This is a genomic window from Caballeronia hypogeia (genome assembly GCF_001544875.2).
Taxonomy (GTDB): domain Bacteria; phylum Pseudomonadota; class Gammaproteobacteria; order Burkholderiales; family Burkholderiaceae; genus Caballeronia; species Caballeronia hypogeia.
The window spans coordinates 1-15,323 of sequence record NZ_FCOA02000030.1 but is presented as its reverse complement, the minus strand read 5'-3'; the positions used below and the strand labels follow the sequence as shown (position 1 = coordinate 15,323).

The window sequence follows — 15,323 nt, the reverse complement described above, 5'->3', positions numbered from 1 at the left end:
CAAACCCTTATCGTCCGGGGACGGCGAACGCACGGCAGCGGAGCGAGTTTGATGGTCAGCCATACCCCAGCAAAGAAGTCGACGATCTACGACATCGCGAAGGCGACGGGTTCGTCGACATCGACAGTCAGCATGGTGCTGAACGGCACCTGGACGCGTTATCGCATCAAGGAGGAGACGGCCGCGCGCATTCTCGAGAGCGCGCGCAAGCTCGGCTACAACGTCAACATGAAGGCGCGCGGCCTGAGGCTGTCGCGCTCGGGGCTCGCCGGCATGGTGCTGCCGCATTACCGCAACCGCTTCTTCGCGGGGCTCGCGCAGACCTTCGAGGATCAGGCGCGCAGCCGCGGGCTGTGTCCCGTCGTCGTGGGCACGCAGCGCGACCCCGAGGTCGAGGTCAGCGTCACCGAAACGCTCCTGTCGCAACGCGTGGAACTGCTGTTCATCGCCGGCGTGCGCAACCCCGCGCCGCTCAATGCGCTGTGCGCGGCCGCGGGCGTGCCGTCGATCAATCTGGATCTTCCCGGCGACGGCGCGCCTTCGGTCGTGTCCGACAATCGCGGCGGCGCGCGCGCGATCACCGACGTGCTGATCGACAAATTGCTCGCGCGCGGCGCGTCGCCGGCGGAACTCGTTCTGCTGGGCGGCGTGATGGGGGAATACGCGACCGATATGCGCATCGCGGGTTTTCGCGAGACGTTCGAGACACGCGGCATCGCGCCCGCGCCCGATGCCGTCGAATGCTGCGGCTATAACGCCGCTTCCGCGCGGCAGGCGCTGGCCGCGCGCCACGACAGGCTCGGACGGCTGCCCGCCGGCCTGCTGATGAATTCGATCACCGCGTTCGAGGGGCTGGTCCAGTTCACCTCGACCTTGTCGGCCGATGCGTGGAAGTCGGCGGTCGTCGGCTGCTTCGACTGGGACCCGTTCGCGGCGCATCTTCCCTTCGACGTGACGATGTTGCGTCAGGACGTGCAGGCGATCATCTCCGAGGCGTTCGCGCTCGCCGATCGCCATGATCCCGCGAATCGCTCCGTCGTGATCGTGCCGACCGCGTTCGGCCAGACCTTCGAGGAGGCTGAGCAGACGAAGGAGTTCGACCGCTAGCCGCATGCGCGGAAGTCATGGCAGCGTGAAAAGAAAGCGCGTTGACGCGCCGCGCTCGTGCGCCAATACTCGGTAGCTCCCTGCAAACGCGACGAGGAATCTCATGTCCAGCCGTCCCGAGAAGATCGAGACTTTCATCCGCATCGCCCATGGCCTGTTTCAGTCGGAAAAGCTGCCGGATGCCGGCCGGGCCGTCGCGACGAAGGTTTTCGAACGGCTGCAAACGCCATCGGACGATGGCGTGCGGCATCACACGCGCTATCCGGCGCAGGACTGGCTCGACACCGCGCTCGCGCCGTATGTCGATTCGACTTCGGACTTCGGCTCGGCCGCGCGGGCGCTGAAAGCGCTCGAACCCGATCTCGGCTGGTCGCGCCGCACGACCGGCCAGCATGGCGGCGAGAACTGGATCGAGTCGCACGTGCACGGCATGATCTGCGGGCCGGGCGGCGCGGAAAGCCGCTACGACCTGCAACTCGGCTTCACGGTAATGGCGCCGCACACGCGCTATCCCGATCACAGCCATCCGCCCGAGGAAGCTTACGTGCTCCTCTCAGCGGGCGAATTCAGGCAAAACGACGGCGACTGGCTCGATCCGGGCATCGGCGGCGGCATCCATAACGTGCGCAACAACCTGCACGCGATGCGCGCCGGCGCGACGCCCTTTTTCGCGATGTGGTGCCTGCTGGTCTGAGCGCAGCGCCCGCGCGGCGGCGGCTTACTTGCCCGCTGCCGCGCGTTCGATTTCGGCGATATCGATCTTCTTCATGCTCATCATCGCGTCCATTGCGCGTCGCGCGGCGTCGCGGTCGGCGCCGGTGAATATCTCCAGCAGGCGGCGCGGCGTGATCTGCCAGGAAAAGCCCCAGCGGTCCTTGCACCAGCCGCACGGCGCTTCCTTGCCGCCATTGCCGGTGATCGCGCGCCAGTAGCGGTCGGTCTCTTCCTGAGTCCCGGTCTCGACCATGAAGCTCACCGCCTCGTTCGCCTTGTAGTTCGGCCCGCCGTTCAGCCCGATGAAGCGCCGCCCGAGCACGGTGAAGTCGACCGTCAGTTCCGCGCCCTGCCCCACGCCCGGCTTCGCGGAAGCGTGGCCCGCGCCGACATGGCTATCGGGAAACGTGGCGGCATAGAACTCCGCGGCCTCGCGCGCGCGGCCTTCATCGAACCACAGACAGGTGACAAGCTCGGCCATCGTCATCTCCTTGCGAGACTGCTAACATCGATCAAGTGCGCGGATTTCGCCGCTACAATCTGAACATTCGCGCCACCCGGACGCGTCGCATTCATGTCCGGGGCAATGCCGATCCGTCTTGCATCGCCCGTTCCATCCGCAATTTGACATGCAATCTTTTGACATGCAAACGAAGGAGGCTTGGAGATGAAGAAGAATTCCGCAGCCACATGGATCTTCGCCGCGATGGTGGTCGGCATCGGCGTCGGCTACATGATCTTCACCAGCTTCCCCGACAAGAAATCCGCCGTCGAGATAGCCGGCTACATCTCGCTCGTGTCGGACATCTTCCTGCGGCTCATCAAGATGGTCATCGGGCCGCTCGTGTTCTCCACGCTGGTGGTCGGCATCGCGCATATGGGCGACGCGGCGTCCGTCGGGCGCGTGTTCGCCAAGGCGCTCGCCTGGTTCGTGACCGCCTCGCTCGTCTCGCTGCTGCTCGGCCTGGTGATGTCGAACCTGCTCAGGCCCGGAGACAACCTCGGACTGCCGCTGCCCGATATCGGCGCATCCGTGAATCTCGCGACCGCGAAGTTCACGCTGAAGGATTTCGTCGGCCATAGCGTGCCGCGCTCCTTCGCCGAATCGATGGCGAACAACGAGATCCTGCAGATCGTCGTGTTCTCGATGTTCTTCGGCGTGGCGCTCGCCGCGCTCGGCGAGAAAGGCAAGATCCTGCTCGCGGCGATCGACCAGTTGTCGCACGTGATGCTCAAGATCACCGGCTACGTGATGAAGCTCGCGCCGCTCGCCGTGCTCGCCGCGATGGCCTCCACCGTGGCCGTCAACGGGCTCACGATCCTGCTCAAGTTCGCCGTCTTCATGGCGGATTTCTATCTGAGCCTGTTCCTGCTATGGGGACTGCTCGCGCTCGCCGGCCTGGTGTTTCTCGGCCGGCGCATTTTCAGGCTGCTCGCGCTCATCAAGGAAGCGTTCATGCTGTCGTTCGCCACCGCGAGTTCGGAAGCCGCCTATCCGAAGATACTCGATGCGCTCGACCGCTTCGGCGTGAAGCGCAAGATCTCCAGCTTCGTCATGCCGATGGGCTACTCGTTCAACCTCGACGGCTCGATGATGTACTGCACCTTCGCGTCGCTGTTCATCGCGCAGGCGTACAACATGCATCTGTCGCTCGGCACGCAGATCACGATGCTGCTGGTGCTCATGCTGACCTCGAAAGGCATGGCGGGCGTGCCGCGCGCGTCGCTGGTCGTGATCGCGGCGACGCTCAACCAGTTCGGTATTCCCGAGGCGGGGCTGTTGCTGATACTCGGCGTCGACACCTTCCTCGACATGGGCCGCTCGGCGACGAACGCGGTGGGCAATTCCATCGCGAGCGCGGTGGTGGCGAAGTGGGAAGGCGAGCTCTTGTCGGAGTCGGACGCGGCAGCCAATGCGGCGCGCATCGAGGCCGAGCAGGAAGCGTCGCTCGCGCATCCGGCGGAAGTCTGACGGAGACCGGACCATGAAGACGCAGCGCTTCAGAATGGCGCTGGCGCTCGCCGCGCTGATGGCCGCCGCCTGCGTGGCGCGCGCCGCCGACGACGTCCAGGCGCCGCCGCCCGTAACCGATCCTTACGCGCCCGCCACGCTCACGGGCACGCTCGCCAAGGTGCGCGACAGCGGCACGATCGCTCTGGGCTATCGCGACGCCTCCGTGCCCTTCTCCTATCTCGATGCGCGCAGGCAGCCCATTGGTTACTCCATCGAACTGTGTCGCGCGCTGGTCTCCGCGATCGAGGTCGCGATCCACAAGAACGTGCAGATACAGTGGGTGCCGGTCACGCCGGAGAATCGCATGGAGGCGGTCGCGAGCGGCCGCGTCGATCTGGAATGCGGCTCGACCACGAGCAATCTCGAACGGCAGAAACGCGTGGCGTTCTCGCCCATCTTCTTCGTCGCCGGCACCAAGGTGATGGTGAAGAAAGGCTCGCCGATCCATTCGTTCCGCGATCTCGCGGGCAAGAAGGTCGCGGTGACGGCCGGCACGACGAACGAAAAGGCGCTGCGCGATATCGACCGGAAGTTCGCGCTGGGCATCCAGTTGCAGGTCGTGCCGGACCATGCGGAAGGCTTCGCGCGCGTGGCGAACGGCCAGGCCGAGGCGTTCGCCACCGACGACGTGCTGCTCTACGGGCTCATCGCCGAGAACAAGGGGAAAGGCGCGTTTCAGGTTGTCGGCGATTATCTGTCGTATGACCCTTACGGCATCATGTATCGCAAGAACGATCCGCAGCTCGCGCAAGTGGTGAAGAACACGTTCCAGGAACTCGCCGCCGATGGCGAGATCGAGCGGCAATACAAGCGCTGGTTCCTGCAGCGCCTGCCGTCCGGCGCGAGCCTCGACATGCCGATGAGCGCGCAGCTCGAAAGCATCATCGAGACGATGGCGGGCGGAGAGGCGCAGTGAAGCTCAGATCTTGAAGCTTTCGAGCGTGGCCGGATGGAACAGCTTTTCCGGCTGCAGCAGCCTGCTGGACAAGCCTTCCCCGTGATGGCGCTTGAGGAAGCGCGACAGCACATGCCGGTTCGGCTCGAAGCCGTAGGACCAGAAATCGTCGCCCAGCAGGCGGCGCGCGTTGCGCAACTGCTCTTCGACGAACGGCAAGGTCACTTTCGTGGCGGACGTATCGCTCAGCTTCGCAAGCGCGATAGCCTTGCTTTTCTCGAACGCCTTCGCCACCGCGCCCGGCAGCCACGGATGCTTGTCGGCCAGCGTGCGCCGCACGCCGAGCAGATGCATGATCGGAAACAGCTTCGTGCGCGAGTACCAGTCGGACGCGGCCTGCTGCGGATCGTCGTAGAGATACTTCACATGCGGATGGCCGTTCGTGAAGCATGACGGCGCGCGCGGGCCGATCAGCGCATCGATCTCGCCCGATGCGAGCATGCCGGAGATCGTCGCATTGGCGGGCGCGCTTTCGAGGTGCACATCGGCGGGCAGATTCAGCTTGATCTTCTCCTCGCGACCCACCTCCTCATAACCACCGCGAATCCACGTCACATCCGAAGCCTTCACGCCGTGGTCTTCTTCGAGAAACAGACGCGCCCACACATTCGCGGTGAGCTGGTACTCGGGCACGCCGATGCGCTTGCCCTTCAGGTCCTGCGGCGTATCGATGCCGCGGTCGTTGCGCACGTAGATGGACGTATGACGGAACGCGCGCGACGGAAACACCGGCACGCCGATATACGGACTCGTGCCCGCCGCCGTCTTCACGCTGTAACTCGAGAGCGACAGTTCGCAGATGTCGTAATCCGCGTGGCGAAACGCGCGAAAGAAAATCTCTTCCGGGTCCTGCAACATGAACACCGGATCGACGCCGTCGATCTGCACTTCGCCGTCGATCAGCGGCCGCATGCGGTCGTAGTTGCCGACCGCGATCGACAAGTTGAGCTTGCTCATTCTTCGTTCCTCTGTGAAAGCCTGATAGTCGTGTTATCCGCCGATGACCACGTCGCGCTGCTCATGGCTCGAACGCAGCATCGCAAGGCAGATTTCCAGCGTGCCGCGCGCCCACGCGCCGTCGTGCAACGGGGCGATATCGCCATGCACGGCGGCGATCAGTTCGTCGATGACCTCGACACGCGGCACGCGTGGCGCGGGCAGCGCATGACGCTCGCACCGTTCGTCGCCGTAGATGAAGATCGCATCCGGCAACGGGCGCAGATCGCCGCGCTCGCACGACACGATCAGCGGCCCGAAATGCTGATGCGCGCGCGTATCCGGCTTCGTGCGCGACGGCGCAAGGTACGATTCGCCGCCATAGGTGCCTGCGGCCTTGAGGCGCGTCTCTTCGTCCTTCGATTGCACGCGCGCGAGCTTGCGGCGCGCCTGACCGTAATCGTCGGCGTGCTTGGCCTGTCCCATCTCGCCGATCCATCCGGTCCATTCGTCGGAATCGAAATGCGCGTAACCGTTGTACGAGAGCGTCGCGAACGCGCCATGCTCGAACCATAGCGTCGCGGTGTATGCGCCTTCCGTGGGGCGCGCGCGATCCCAGTTGCCGACCGCCGCGCGAATGCGCGTCGCGCGGCTGCCCGCGAGCAGGCGCACGATGTCCACCTGATGCGCGGCCTGACTGAACACCGCGCCGCCGCCCTCCTGCGTGTTCAGCTCTTCCGGCCTGCGCGGGCGATACAGATAGTCGGTGTAGTTGAGCGCCTGGATCATCTTCACGTCGCCGAACGCGCCCGATGCGATCAGCTCTCGCGTGCGCAGATAAGGGGTGTCGAAGCTGTGGCAATGCCCGACGATCAGATGCACGTTCGCCGAGCGGCACACGTCGATCATGTCGTCGCATTCGGCGAGCGACAGCGCCATCGGTTTCTCGACCAGCACGTGTTTGCCATGCGCCGCCGCGATGCGCGTGTGCGCCGCGTGAAACTGATGCGGGCTCGCGATATAGATCGCATCGACCTCCGGCATGCGCGCGAGCGATCCGACGTCCTCGAACGCGGGCGCATCGAAGTCCGCTTCGAATTGCGCGCGGGCCGTGGCGCGCGGATCACACGCGCCGACGAGCTTCACGCGCGCATCCGCGATGAACGTCGGCAACATCAGCGAGAAGGCGCGTCCGAGCCCCGCTATGCCGAGTCGGATCGTCTCCATCAGACCTGCACCTGATAGTTCGGCTCGACTTCCGACGCCGTCTCTTGCGACTCGACCCATACCGGCGTGGCCGCGTATTGCTTCCAGTCGGTGTCCTTCGGCACCATCGCCTGGAACGAGCAGACGCTCTTCGGAATCGCCTTCTCTCCGGTGCCGATGGCGCTCTCGCCCGCCTGAAACTCCTTCAGCGCATCGAGCATGCGGCGGCGGAACTCGACCACGGCCACGTCGCTTGCGCCCAGCCGCTCTTCGGTGCGATCGGCGATCGGGCCCATGGTCACCCACATCGCGATGTCCTGATTCGGAAAGCCCTTGATACCGGTGAAGTTGCCGGCTTTCATCGCCTCGCGGTCCTGCCAGAAGCGGTTTTCATGATTGCGCAGCGGACGGTAATAAGCGTCGAGGTCCGCGCCCACCTGCTGGCCGAGGAACTTGCGCCAGGTTTCCGTTTCCGGCGTCTTGTCCGGACGGCCCCAGGCAATGAAATAGAACGCGGTGCTCGTGTCGTCGCAAGGCACGTTGATGTTCGCGACGTTGTAGAGATTGTTCGGCGGAATCAGCGCGGTGGCGGGCGCGACGAACACGGTCGAGCGCACGTAGTCGTGCGTCGCGGCGTTCTGGATCGGCCGGCGCAGCGCCGCGTAGCGAAAGCCATAACTCGTGCGATGCACCTGCAGGCGCGGCGCCTTGTCGGTCGACGGACGCAGCCAGTTCTTCGATGTCGCCTCCGCGCCGCCGACGCGCGCCGGCACGAAGTCCGACGAATGCAGGCTCGAACTATGCGCCGAATCGATCGCGCCTTCGAGCACCTGCGCCCAGTTGCACGGCAGGATCGCCTTCGCGATGCTCACGCGCGTGTCCTCCGTCGGCGCCCATGCGGGCGGCGTGAATTCGGGAATCGCGTCTTGCGGGCCCATGAACGCCCACACGATGCCGCCCCACTCCTTCGTTTCATACGCCTTGTGCCTGACCTTCTTCGTCATGTCGCTGCACGAAGGCTCGGACACCATTTCGATGATGTTGCCCTTCACGTCCATCTTCCAGCCGTGATAGAGGCAACGCAGCCCGCAATCCTCGTTGCGCCCATAGACCAGCGACACGCGCCGGTGCGGGCAGTATTCGTCCATCACGCCGACGTTGCCGTCGGTGTCGCGGAACACGACCAGATCCTCGCCGAACACGCGCGCCTTGACGGGCGCGCCGTCCGGCTCGCTGACCTCCTCGACGAGACACACGGGCGTCCAGTGACGACGCATCATCTGACCCATCGGCGCATCGCCTTCGACACGGCACAGCAGTTCGTTCTCTTCATGCGTGAGCATCTTTGCTTCTCCCCACCAACGTGTTCGTTAAAGATCCAGCACCAGTTCTTCACTCTTCGCGCGCGACACGCAGATCATGATGTGCGCGCTTTTCTCGTCGTCGCCGAGCACCATGTCGCGGTGATCCGCTTCACCCGCGCACAGCGTGGTGCGGCACGATCCGCACGTTCCGCTCTCGCACGAACTCGGCGCGCGAATGCCGTTGTCGCGCAGGATTTCGAGGATCGAACGGTCCTTCGGAATCTCGAAGCAACGGCCCGAGCGTTCGAGCTTCACGCTGAACGGCTTGTTGTCCGCCGCGCGCGACTGATCCACGCCGAAGCTCTCGAAATGCACGCTGCCTTGCGGCCAGTGGCCGGTCATGTCGCGCACGCCGTCCATCAATGCGCGCGGGCCGCAGCAGTACACATGCGCGCCGCTGCCCGGCTTTTCGAACACGGGCCAGAAGTCGAAGGCGTTTTCGGCCTTGCCGTGATCGTGATGAATGACCACGTCGGTTTTCCATTCGTCGCCCGAAAGCTCTTCGATGAAGGCCGTCATCTCCGCATTGCGCGTGAGGTAATAGAGCTTGAACGACGCTTCTCCGGTGGACCTGAGATGACGCATCATCGAAAGAATCGGCGTGATGCCGATGCCGCCCGCGACGAACACGAAGCGGCGCGCGCGCGCGTTGAGCCCGAACTCGTTGCGCGGCTCCGAGACCTCGATGCGGTCGCCCTGCGCGACGTCGTCCGTCATGCTGATCGAGCCGCCACGTCCCGCCGCATCGCGCTTCACCGCAATCACGTAGCGATCCGTTTCGGACGGATCGTTGCACAGCGAATAGTTGCGGTTCGCGCCGCTCGGCACGCGCACTGTCACATGCGCGCCCGCCGTGAACGGCGCGAGCGCGCGTCCATCCGCATCGCGCAACTCAAAACTGACGATGCCCTCCGCCACCTGTTCCTTCTTCGTCACCACGAGCGTCCTGAAAGACATCTCGTTGCTCGCCGTCTCGCTCATTTCCCTTGCTCTCCTGCTTTCGTCTCCATGCGTTTATATTAGATATCTAATTATTTTAAGGCAAGCGGGTTTTCCCGGAAACGCGCGGCGAACGCTGCAAATGAAAACGGCGCCCGAAGGCGCCGCCGTGCTGCGAGAAACACGAATACTGCATGTCAGGTGTGCTTTTCCGCGTGCTCGCGCAAGGTGTTCGCCGGCACGCCGATGAGCACCGCGAGGCCGCCCAGCACCACGATCGCGGCGATGGCCGAGAGACCGATAGCGAGGCTGCCGGTCATCGTCTTGATCCAGCCGAGCGCGAGCGGCCCGCAGAACGCCCCCACTTGTCCCAGGCTGCTGATGGCGCCGATGCCCGCGGCGGCCGCGTCATCGGAAAGATAGGCGGGTGGAATCGACCAGATGATGGCCGCCGCGCCGAAGTAGGAAATGGAGATCATGCCGAGACACATGATGGCGGCCGCCGTGTTGTGCGACAGCACGGGCAACAGAAACCCGCCCAGTGCGCCGACCGCCGTGCACGCGAAGAAGTGCCAGCGCCGCTCCAGCGTGACATCGGAACTGCGCGCGACCGCGAACATCCCGAGCGCGCCGATGATGTACGGCAGCGCTGACAACAAGCCGACGTTGAGCACGTCCGCGACGCCCGCTTGCCGGATGATGGTCGGCGTCCAGTAGTTGAGGATCGTGCCGCACAACGGAACCGTGCCCCAGCCCGCCGCGAGGATATACACGCGCGGGTCCTTCAGCGCCGTGAGCAGTTGATGACGCGAATGATTCGCGGGCTTCTTCTCGGCGCGGTCGGCTGCGAGCGCATCGAGGATGATCTTCTTTTGCTCGTCGTCGAGCCAGCGCGCTTCCTGCGGACGATCGACCAGATAGAAGAACGCGACGACGCCCATCAGCAGGGCCGGCAGGCCTTCGAGGAAGAACAGCCACTGCCACGCCTTGTAGCCGAGCACATCGACGAAGTTATGCAGGATCCAGCCCGACAGCGGCCCGCCGATGATGCCCGCCGCCGCGATCGCCAGCAGAAAGCGCGAGGTAATGCGCGCACGCCGCGCACCCGGATACCAGTACGTCAGATACAGGATGATGCCGGGCCAGAAACCCGCCTCGGCCGCGCCGAGCAGAATGCGCGCGATGTAGAACTGCGTCGGCGTGGTCATGAAGGCCATCGCGGTGGAGATGCCGCCCCACAGGACCATGATGCGCGAGATGGTGAGGCGCGCGCCGATCTTCTTGAGCCAGAGCGTGCTCGGCACTTCGAGCAGCACATAGCCGATGAAGAACAGACTCACGCCCAGACCGTAGGCGGCGTCGGAGAGGCCCAGGTCCTGCTTCAGATGCAATTGCGCGAAGCTCACATTCACGCGGTCGAGATAGTTCAGCACCCAGCACACGAAAATGAACGACATGAGCCGCCACGTGACCTTGTGATAGGTGGCCTCGACGCGCGCCGCCGCTGCGTCCGATTCCGACATGAATTGCGTGACTGTGGATTTGGCCACCAAACGTCTCCGTTTCACTTTTCTCTTGAGGACGATGCGGCGGCGCGCGGGCTCATCCGCCACCGCCGGACATCAGGAGTTTTTATTCGATATCTAACTATAATGGTAGGGAGACGACGGCGCGCGAACAAGTTCGGGTTTGCACCGAGACGCGTGTCGAGGCGTCGCGGATGCGCGTCACAAGAGGCTCAACGGCTATCATGTCGATGAGAAAAGTCCGGCTCTCTGGAAGAATTTACCGTCATGACACGAAAGAAGACTGGGGAAGGCGCACCGCGCGAAACCGAGGAAATGCTGCGCCACTGGCATGAGTCCGTGCCGAACGACCGCTTGGCGCACCTCGTGAAAGACGCCACGCGTTCGATGGTGCGCGCGTTGCAGATGCGGCTCGCGGAGCATTCGGTGTCGTTCGGACACTGGACCTTTTTACGGATCCTGTGGGAAGCGGACGGTCTGACGCAGCGTGAGTTGAGCGAACAGGCGGGCGTGATGGCGCCGACCACGTTCGCGGCCGTCACCGCGATGGAAAAGCTCGGCCTCGTCGAGCGTCAGCAGCGGCCCGAGAACAAGAAGAACATGCACGTGTATCTCACTGCCGAAGGACGGGCGCTGAAGAAGAAGCTCGTGCCGCTGGCGGAAGAGGTCAACGAGATCAGCGTGACGGGTCTGAGCGAACGCGATATCAAGATTGCGCGCAAGGTGCTGCTGACCATCATCGAGAATCTCGCGGAGGATGAGGCGGGAGAAACGAATCCGATGCGCCGCGTGCCTTCTACGCGCGAGCTCGGAAGGATCATTGCGGAAAGGGGAGAGACGCTGGAGGATGTCTGATCCTGGGTTGGCGTAAATCATGCCGAAGATGTCATTTACGGCGATAGCGTCGCGCACGCCACTGGCCTAGAGTAATCCCCATCCCGATCACTCATCGCCCGGAGAACGACCATGACCCTCGACCGCCCCGTCTGGACCGCGCTGACCACGCGGCAGGCGCATCTCGGCGAAGGCGACGCCCTCGCCCGCCGCTACGATCCCGATATCGCGCCTTTCGCGGCTGTCGACTCGGAAAGCCCGAACTCGTGGCGAGCGCTCGGTGCGATGCTGAAACCGCAGGAGCGCGCGGCCGTGTTGTCTCCGGGTGACGTCGAGATCGAGGTCGAAGGGATTGAAGCGCAGCGCCTCGGCACGATCCATCAGATGATCGACACGCAGCGGTTCGCCGAAAGCACCGACGATCGCGACATGATCCGCCTCGCCAAGCAAGACGTGCCCGACATGCTCGAACTCGCGCAACGCACCAGGCCCGGCCCGTTCGGCAAGCGCACGCATGAGATGGGCAACTACATCGGCATACGCGATGAAGGACGTCTCATCGCGATGGCGGGCGAACGCATGCGAATGGACGGCCATGTCGAGATCAGCGCCGTATGCGTCGATGAACAGTGGCGCGGGCGAGGCATCGCCGCGCGGCTCATCAACGTGCTGCGCCGGGAGATCGCGCAACGTGGCGAGACGCCGTTCCTGCACGTGTTCAGCCACAACACCGGCGCCATCGGCTTGTATGAACGGCTCGGCTTCGCGCTGCGTCACGAGTTCATGCTGACGCAGCTCGTGCGCGCGGCTTAAGCGTCAGCGCGGCTTGCGCGCATGGCGTTTCGAAGCAGCCGACGGCAGCTCGCCGAACATCACGCGATAGTCATGCGCGAAGCTGCTCAGATGCCAGAAGCCCCACTTCGTCGCCGCCGATGTCACGGATTCGCCCAGGCGCAGATCGCGTCGCACATGATTCAGCCGGACCGCGCGAAGATAGGCGATCGGGTTCAGGTTCAGCGCCTCCTGGAAGGCATATTGCAGCGTTCTGCGACTCACGCCGACCTGCACGCACAACTCCGCGATGGACAGCGGACACGTCGCCGGGTCCTGAAGACGATCCTGCACCGCGTTGACGAGCGGCCAGTACTTCGTCGGGCGCGCGTTGCCGCTGCCCGCCTCGGGTATCACGGAGATGGCCTCGGAGATCGCATAGAGAATCGTCCGTTCGAGCAGCGCGATGCGTTCGTCGGTATCGGCCTGCTCGCCGGGCGACGCCTGCGCCGATGCGGCGAGCGTCTGCTTGAGAAGCTGGCGCAGATTGTCGGCGGCGTCGGCGGCCATCGGGATCAGGGGCGACATCGGCCGCGATAGCAGCGATGCCCCGAGCGCGCGCATCGGCTCGGAAGCGAGCTTGTCCGGCTCGATTTCCACATTCACCAGCACATGCCGGTCCGGAGAATAGAACTCGAATTCCGGCCCGCTCGAAAACACGTGCAGGCTGTCGCGGCTGCTCTTCTCGCCACACATGCGCGCGTGCCCTTCCAGTTCCAGCGGCACGGCCACGGCCACGCGGTCGGACGGCACCGAGCCTTGCTGAAGGATTACCTTGTCCAGATGCTCGACGAGCAGCCGTATGCCGCCCAGCGACACGATCGACGACGACCCGTGAAACAGGCCGCCCGAAATCTGCGTGTAGTTGAGGCTCCAGCCATCGAAGGCGCGCGCCTGCTCGTCCACGTCGGTGAACGCGGAGAACGCGACCGACCGGGCGAAGCGCCGTGTGCCTGATCCTGTCGTCGGATGTGATGCCGCGCTCATCGGGAGTCGCCGTGTTGCAGTTCAAATCGCGATTCTATCGGGGATGACCACGCGCCAAAAAGCCTCGACGCGCGCGCTTCGTGGAAAGCCCTTAGCTGCCGAAATCCGATAGTGCACGGCTTTCCGGCGCCATAACGTCGGTGTCGACAGCGTGAAAACGAACCATCGGAGAACATGCACATGACTGTAAAGCTCGACGGCCGCCTCGCGGGCAAGGTCGCCATCGTGAGCGGCGGCGCCGGCGGCTGCGGCGCGGCTGCGGCCTCGTTGTTCGCGGCGCAAGGCGCGAAGGTCGCCATTGTCGATCGAGATTTCGACGCGGCGGAAACACTCGCGTCCAGACTGCGCGACGACGGCCTGCAGGCGATCGGCATCGGCGCGGACGTGTCGAATCAGACGGACGTGCGCCGCGCGGTGGCCCGCGCGCGCGACGCCTATGGCAACGCCAACATCCTCTTCAATCACGCGGGCACGCTGATCGTGAAGCCGTTCCTCGACATCGAGGAGACCGAGTGGGACTGGCTCATGAGCGTGAACGTCAAGAGCATGTTCCTGATGACGCAGGCCGTCCTGCCGCAGATGCTCGAACAGGGCGGCGGCAGCATCGTCTGCACGTCGTCGATATCCGCCGTCTGCGCGACGCCCGGCGAAGTGCTTTACGACGCGACCAAGGGCGCGTGCCACATGTTCGCGCGCGCGATCGCCGTCGAATACCGCGATCGCGGCATTCGCTGCAATGCGCTTGCGCCGGGCTTCATCCGCACGCCGCACGGCATCCGCGAGCTGAAAGATCTCCAGGCGATGGGCGTCGACGCCACCGAGGAAGCCATCGCCCAGCAACAGGGTCGGCTGTGCGAGCCGTCGGAAGTGGCCGCCGCCGCGCTGTTCCTGGCCTCCGATGAATCGAGCTTCGTGAACGGCACGCATCTCTTCGTCGACAACTGTTTTTCCGCGGTGTAGCGCCGCGTTTCCAGCGCCCAGGCGTGGTCACGGGATCGAAGGTTTCGCCGCGAAGCGAACCTTCGATCTTTTTTTCGCACTCGCGCCGTGCACGCCATTCCAGCGGCATGTCGCAATTCTTCTATCCGGCCGCGTCCGAATTCGATGCAATGGCGATTGTCGAGACGCCTTCAGTGTGGCGCGTCCGGAGCCGTTTGAATCCCACCTACTTGGATATCCACTATGTTCGATCGCGCAATCAGCACCGTTGAAAACGTCGACCCGGAACTCTGGGCCGCCATCACCGATGAAAACCGCCGTCAGGAAGATCACATCGAGCTGATCGCGTCGGAAAACTATACGTCGCCCGCCGTCATGGCCGCGCAAGGCTCGCAACTGACCAACAAGTATGCGGAAGGCTATCCGGGCAAGCGTTACTACGGCGGCTGCGAGTATGTCGATGTGGTCGAGCAGCTCGCCATCGATCGCGTGAAGCAGATCTTCGGCGCCGAAGCCGCGAACGTGCAGCCGAACTCCGGCTCGCAGGCCAACCAGGGCGTGTTCTTCGCGATGCTCAAGCCCGGCGACACGATCATGGGCCTGAGCCTCGCGCACGGCGGCCACCTCACGCACGGCTCGCCCGTCAACATGTCGGGCAAGTGGTTCAACGTCGTGAGCTATGGCCTGACCGAAGCGGAAGACATCGACTACGAAGCGGCCGAAGCGCTCGCCAACGAGCACAAACCGAAGCTGATCGTCGCGGGCGCTTCCGCGTTCGCGCTGAAGATCGACTTCGAGCGCCTTGGGAAGATCGCGAAGTCGGTCGGCGCGTATCTGATGGTCGACATGGCGCATTACGCGGGCCTGATCGCCGCAGGTCTCTATCCGAACCCCGTGCCGCACGCCGACTTCGTCACGACGACCACGCACAAGAGCCTGCGCGGCCCGCGCGGCGGCGTCATCCTGATGAA

General features: G+C 64.2%; 15 protein-coding genes. 8 read left to right on the top strand and 7 right to left on the bottom strand.

The window, feature by feature from the left end:
• Positions 1–51: 51 nt before the first annotated feature.
• Complete coding sequence (locus AWB79_RS30410) at positions 52–1,107, top strand: LacI family DNA-binding transcriptional regulator (RefSeq protein WP_061171200.1); 1,056 nt, start codon at positions 52–54, stop codon at positions 1,105–1,107.
• A 103-nt stretch (positions 1,108–1,210) separates the two neighbouring features.
• Entirely contained in the window at positions 1,211–1,801 is a 591-nt protein-coding gene (locus AWB79_RS30405) for a dimethylsulfonioproprionate lyase family protein (RefSeq protein ID WP_061171153.1), read from the top strand.
• Between the two features lie 24 nt (positions 1,802–1,825).
• Here the strand turns inward: AWB79_RS30405 and AWB79_RS30400 are convergent, their stop codons facing one another.
• Complete coding sequence (locus AWB79_RS30400) at positions 1,826–2,302, bottom strand: VOC family protein (RefSeq protein ID WP_061171199.1); 477 nt, start codon at positions 2,300–2,302, stop codon at positions 1,826–1,828.
• 186 nt (positions 2,303–2,488) lie between these two features.
• Here AWB79_RS30400 and AWB79_RS30395 point away from each other — a divergent pair, with 186 nt between their 5' ends.
• Together AWB79_RS30395 and AWB79_RS30390 are read left to right on the top strand one after the other, a co-directional pair.
• A complete protein-coding gene (locus AWB79_RS30395; protein WP_061171152.1) occupies positions 2,489–3,793 on the top strand; it encodes a dicarboxylate/amino acid:cation symporter in 1,305 nt (434 codons plus the stop codon).
• 13 nt (positions 3,794–3,806) lie between these two features.
• Entirely contained in the window at positions 3,807–4,751 is a 945-nt protein-coding gene (locus AWB79_RS30390) for an amino acid ABC transporter substrate-binding protein (RefSeq protein WP_061171151.1), read from the top strand.
• Positions 4,752–4,754: 3 nt separating this feature from the next.
• Here AWB79_RS30390 and AWB79_RS30385 read toward each other — a convergent pair whose 3' ends face one another.
• The 5 genes from AWB79_RS30385 to AWB79_RS30365 all read right to left on the bottom strand — a co-directional run bounded on the left by AWB79_RS30385 (position 4,755) and on the right by AWB79_RS30365 (position 10,758).
• Entirely contained in the window at positions 4,755–5,747 is a 993-nt protein-coding gene (locus AWB79_RS30385) for an ABC transporter substrate-binding protein (RefSeq protein WP_061171150.1), read from the bottom strand.
• A gap of 33 nt (positions 5,748–5,780) precedes the next feature.
• Positions 5,781–6,953 carry a Gfo/Idh/MocA family protein gene (locus AWB79_RS30380; protein WP_061171149.1) on the bottom strand — a complete coding sequence of 391 codons (1,173 nt, stop codon included), beginning with the start codon at positions 6,951–6,953 and terminating at the stop codon, positions 5,781–5,783.
• Positions 6,953–8,275: a Rieske 2Fe-2S domain-containing protein gene (locus AWB79_RS30375; protein WP_061171148.1), complete on the bottom strand. Its 1,323-nt coding sequence runs from the start codon at positions 8,273–8,275 to the stop codon at positions 6,953–6,955. The genes AWB79_RS30380 and AWB79_RS30375 overlap by 1 nt, the downstream gene beginning before the upstream one ends.
• A 27-nt stretch (positions 8,276–8,302) precedes the next feature.
• A complete protein-coding gene (locus AWB79_RS30370; protein WP_061171147.1) occupies positions 8,303–9,277 on the bottom strand; it encodes a PDR/VanB family oxidoreductase in 975 nt (324 codons plus the stop codon).
• Between the two features lie 155 nt (positions 9,278–9,432).
• A complete protein-coding gene (locus AWB79_RS30365) occupies positions 9,433–10,758 on the bottom strand; it encodes an MFS transporter (protein WP_061171146.1) in 1,326 nt (441 codons plus the stop codon).
• A gap of 270 nt (positions 10,759–11,028) precedes the next feature.
• Here AWB79_RS30365 and AWB79_RS30360 point away from each other — a divergent pair, with 270 nt between their 5' ends.
• Both AWB79_RS30360 and AWB79_RS30355 read left to right on the top strand, forming a co-directional pair.
• Positions 11,029–11,616 (top strand): MarR family winged helix-turn-helix transcriptional regulator, encoded by a 588-nt coding sequence (locus tag AWB79_RS30360; protein ID WP_061171145.1) that lies wholly within the window; start codon positions 11,029–11,031, stop codon positions 11,614–11,616.
• 111 nt (positions 11,617–11,727) lie between these two features.
• Positions 11,728–12,408 carry a GNAT family N-acetyltransferase gene (locus AWB79_RS30355; RefSeq protein WP_061171144.1) on the top strand — a complete coding sequence of 227 codons (681 nt, stop codon included), beginning with the start codon at positions 11,728–11,730 and terminating at the stop codon, positions 12,406–12,408.
• A gap of 3 nt (positions 12,409–12,411) precedes the next feature.
• Here AWB79_RS30355 and AWB79_RS30350 read toward each other — a convergent pair whose 3' ends face one another.
• Positions 12,412–13,413, bottom strand: a complete 1,002-nt coding sequence (locus AWB79_RS30350) for a helix-turn-helix domain-containing protein (protein WP_061171143.1) — start codon at positions 13,411–13,413, stop codon at positions 12,412–12,414.
• A 180-nt stretch (positions 13,414–13,593) separates the two neighbouring features.
• On the opposite strand from AWB79_RS30350, the gene AWB79_RS30345 reads away from it, so the two are divergent.
• Complete coding sequence (locus AWB79_RS30345; RefSeq protein ID WP_061171198.1) at positions 13,594–14,373, top strand: SDR family NAD(P)-dependent oxidoreductase; 780 nt, start codon at positions 13,594–13,596, stop codon at positions 14,371–14,373.
• 222 nt (positions 14,374–14,595) lie between these two features.
• On the top strand, positions 14,596–15,323 hold a 728-nt coding region (gene glyA, locus AWB79_RS30335; RefSeq protein ID WP_157695881.1), incomplete at its 3' end, for a serine hydroxymethyltransferase.

Coding starts and splice junctions, on each gene's coding strand:
- AWB79_RS30395 (WP_061171152.1), top strand. CDS start 2,489: ATGAAGAAGAATTCCGCAGCCACATGGATCTTCGCCGCGATGGTGGTC.
- AWB79_RS30405 (WP_061171153.1), top strand. CDS start 1,211: ATGTCCAGCCGTCCCGAGAAGATCGAGACTTTCATCCGCATCGCCCAT.
- AWB79_RS30365 (WP_061171146.1), bottom strand. CDS start 10,758: ATGTCGGAATCGGACGCAGCGGCGGCGCGCGTCGAGGCCACCTATCAC.
- AWB79_RS30355 (WP_061171144.1), top strand. CDS start 11,728: ATGACCCTCGACCGCCCCGTCTGGACCGCGCTGACCACGCGGCAGGCG.
- AWB79_RS30375 (WP_061171148.1), bottom strand. CDS start 8,275: ATGCTCACGCATGAAGAGAACGAACTGCTGTGCCGTGTCGAAGGCGAT.
- AWB79_RS30400 (WP_061171199.1), bottom strand. CDS start 2,302: ATGGCCGAGCTTGTCACCTGTCTGTGGTTCGATGAAGGCCGCGCGCGC.
- AWB79_RS30390 (WP_061171151.1), top strand. CDS start 3,807: ATGAAGACGCAGCGCTTCAGAATGGCGCTGGCGCTCGCCGCGCTGATG.
- AWB79_RS30380 (WP_061171149.1), bottom strand. CDS start 6,953: ATGGAGACGATCCGACTCGGCATAGCGGGGCTCGGACGCGCCTTCTCG.
- AWB79_RS30370 (WP_061171147.1), bottom strand. CDS start 9,277: ATGAGCGAGACGGCGAGCAACGAGATGTCTTTCAGGACGCTCGTGGTG.
- AWB79_RS30360 (WP_061171145.1), top strand. CDS start 11,029: ATGACACGAAAGAAGACTGGGGAAGGCGCACCGCGCGAAACCGAGGAA.
- AWB79_RS30345 (WP_061171198.1), top strand. CDS start 13,594: ATGACTGTAAAGCTCGACGGCCGCCTCGCGGGCAAGGTCGCCATCGTG.
- AWB79_RS30410 (WP_061171200.1), top strand. CDS start 52: ATGGTCAGCCATACCCCAGCAAAGAAGTCGACGATCTACGACATCGCG.
- AWB79_RS30350 (WP_061171143.1), bottom strand. CDS start 13,413: ATGAGCGCGGCATCACATCCGACGACAGGATCAGGCACACGGCGCTTC.
- AWB79_RS30385 (WP_061171150.1), bottom strand. CDS start 5,747: ATGAGCAAGCTCAACTTGTCGATCGCGGTCGGCAACTACGACCGCATG.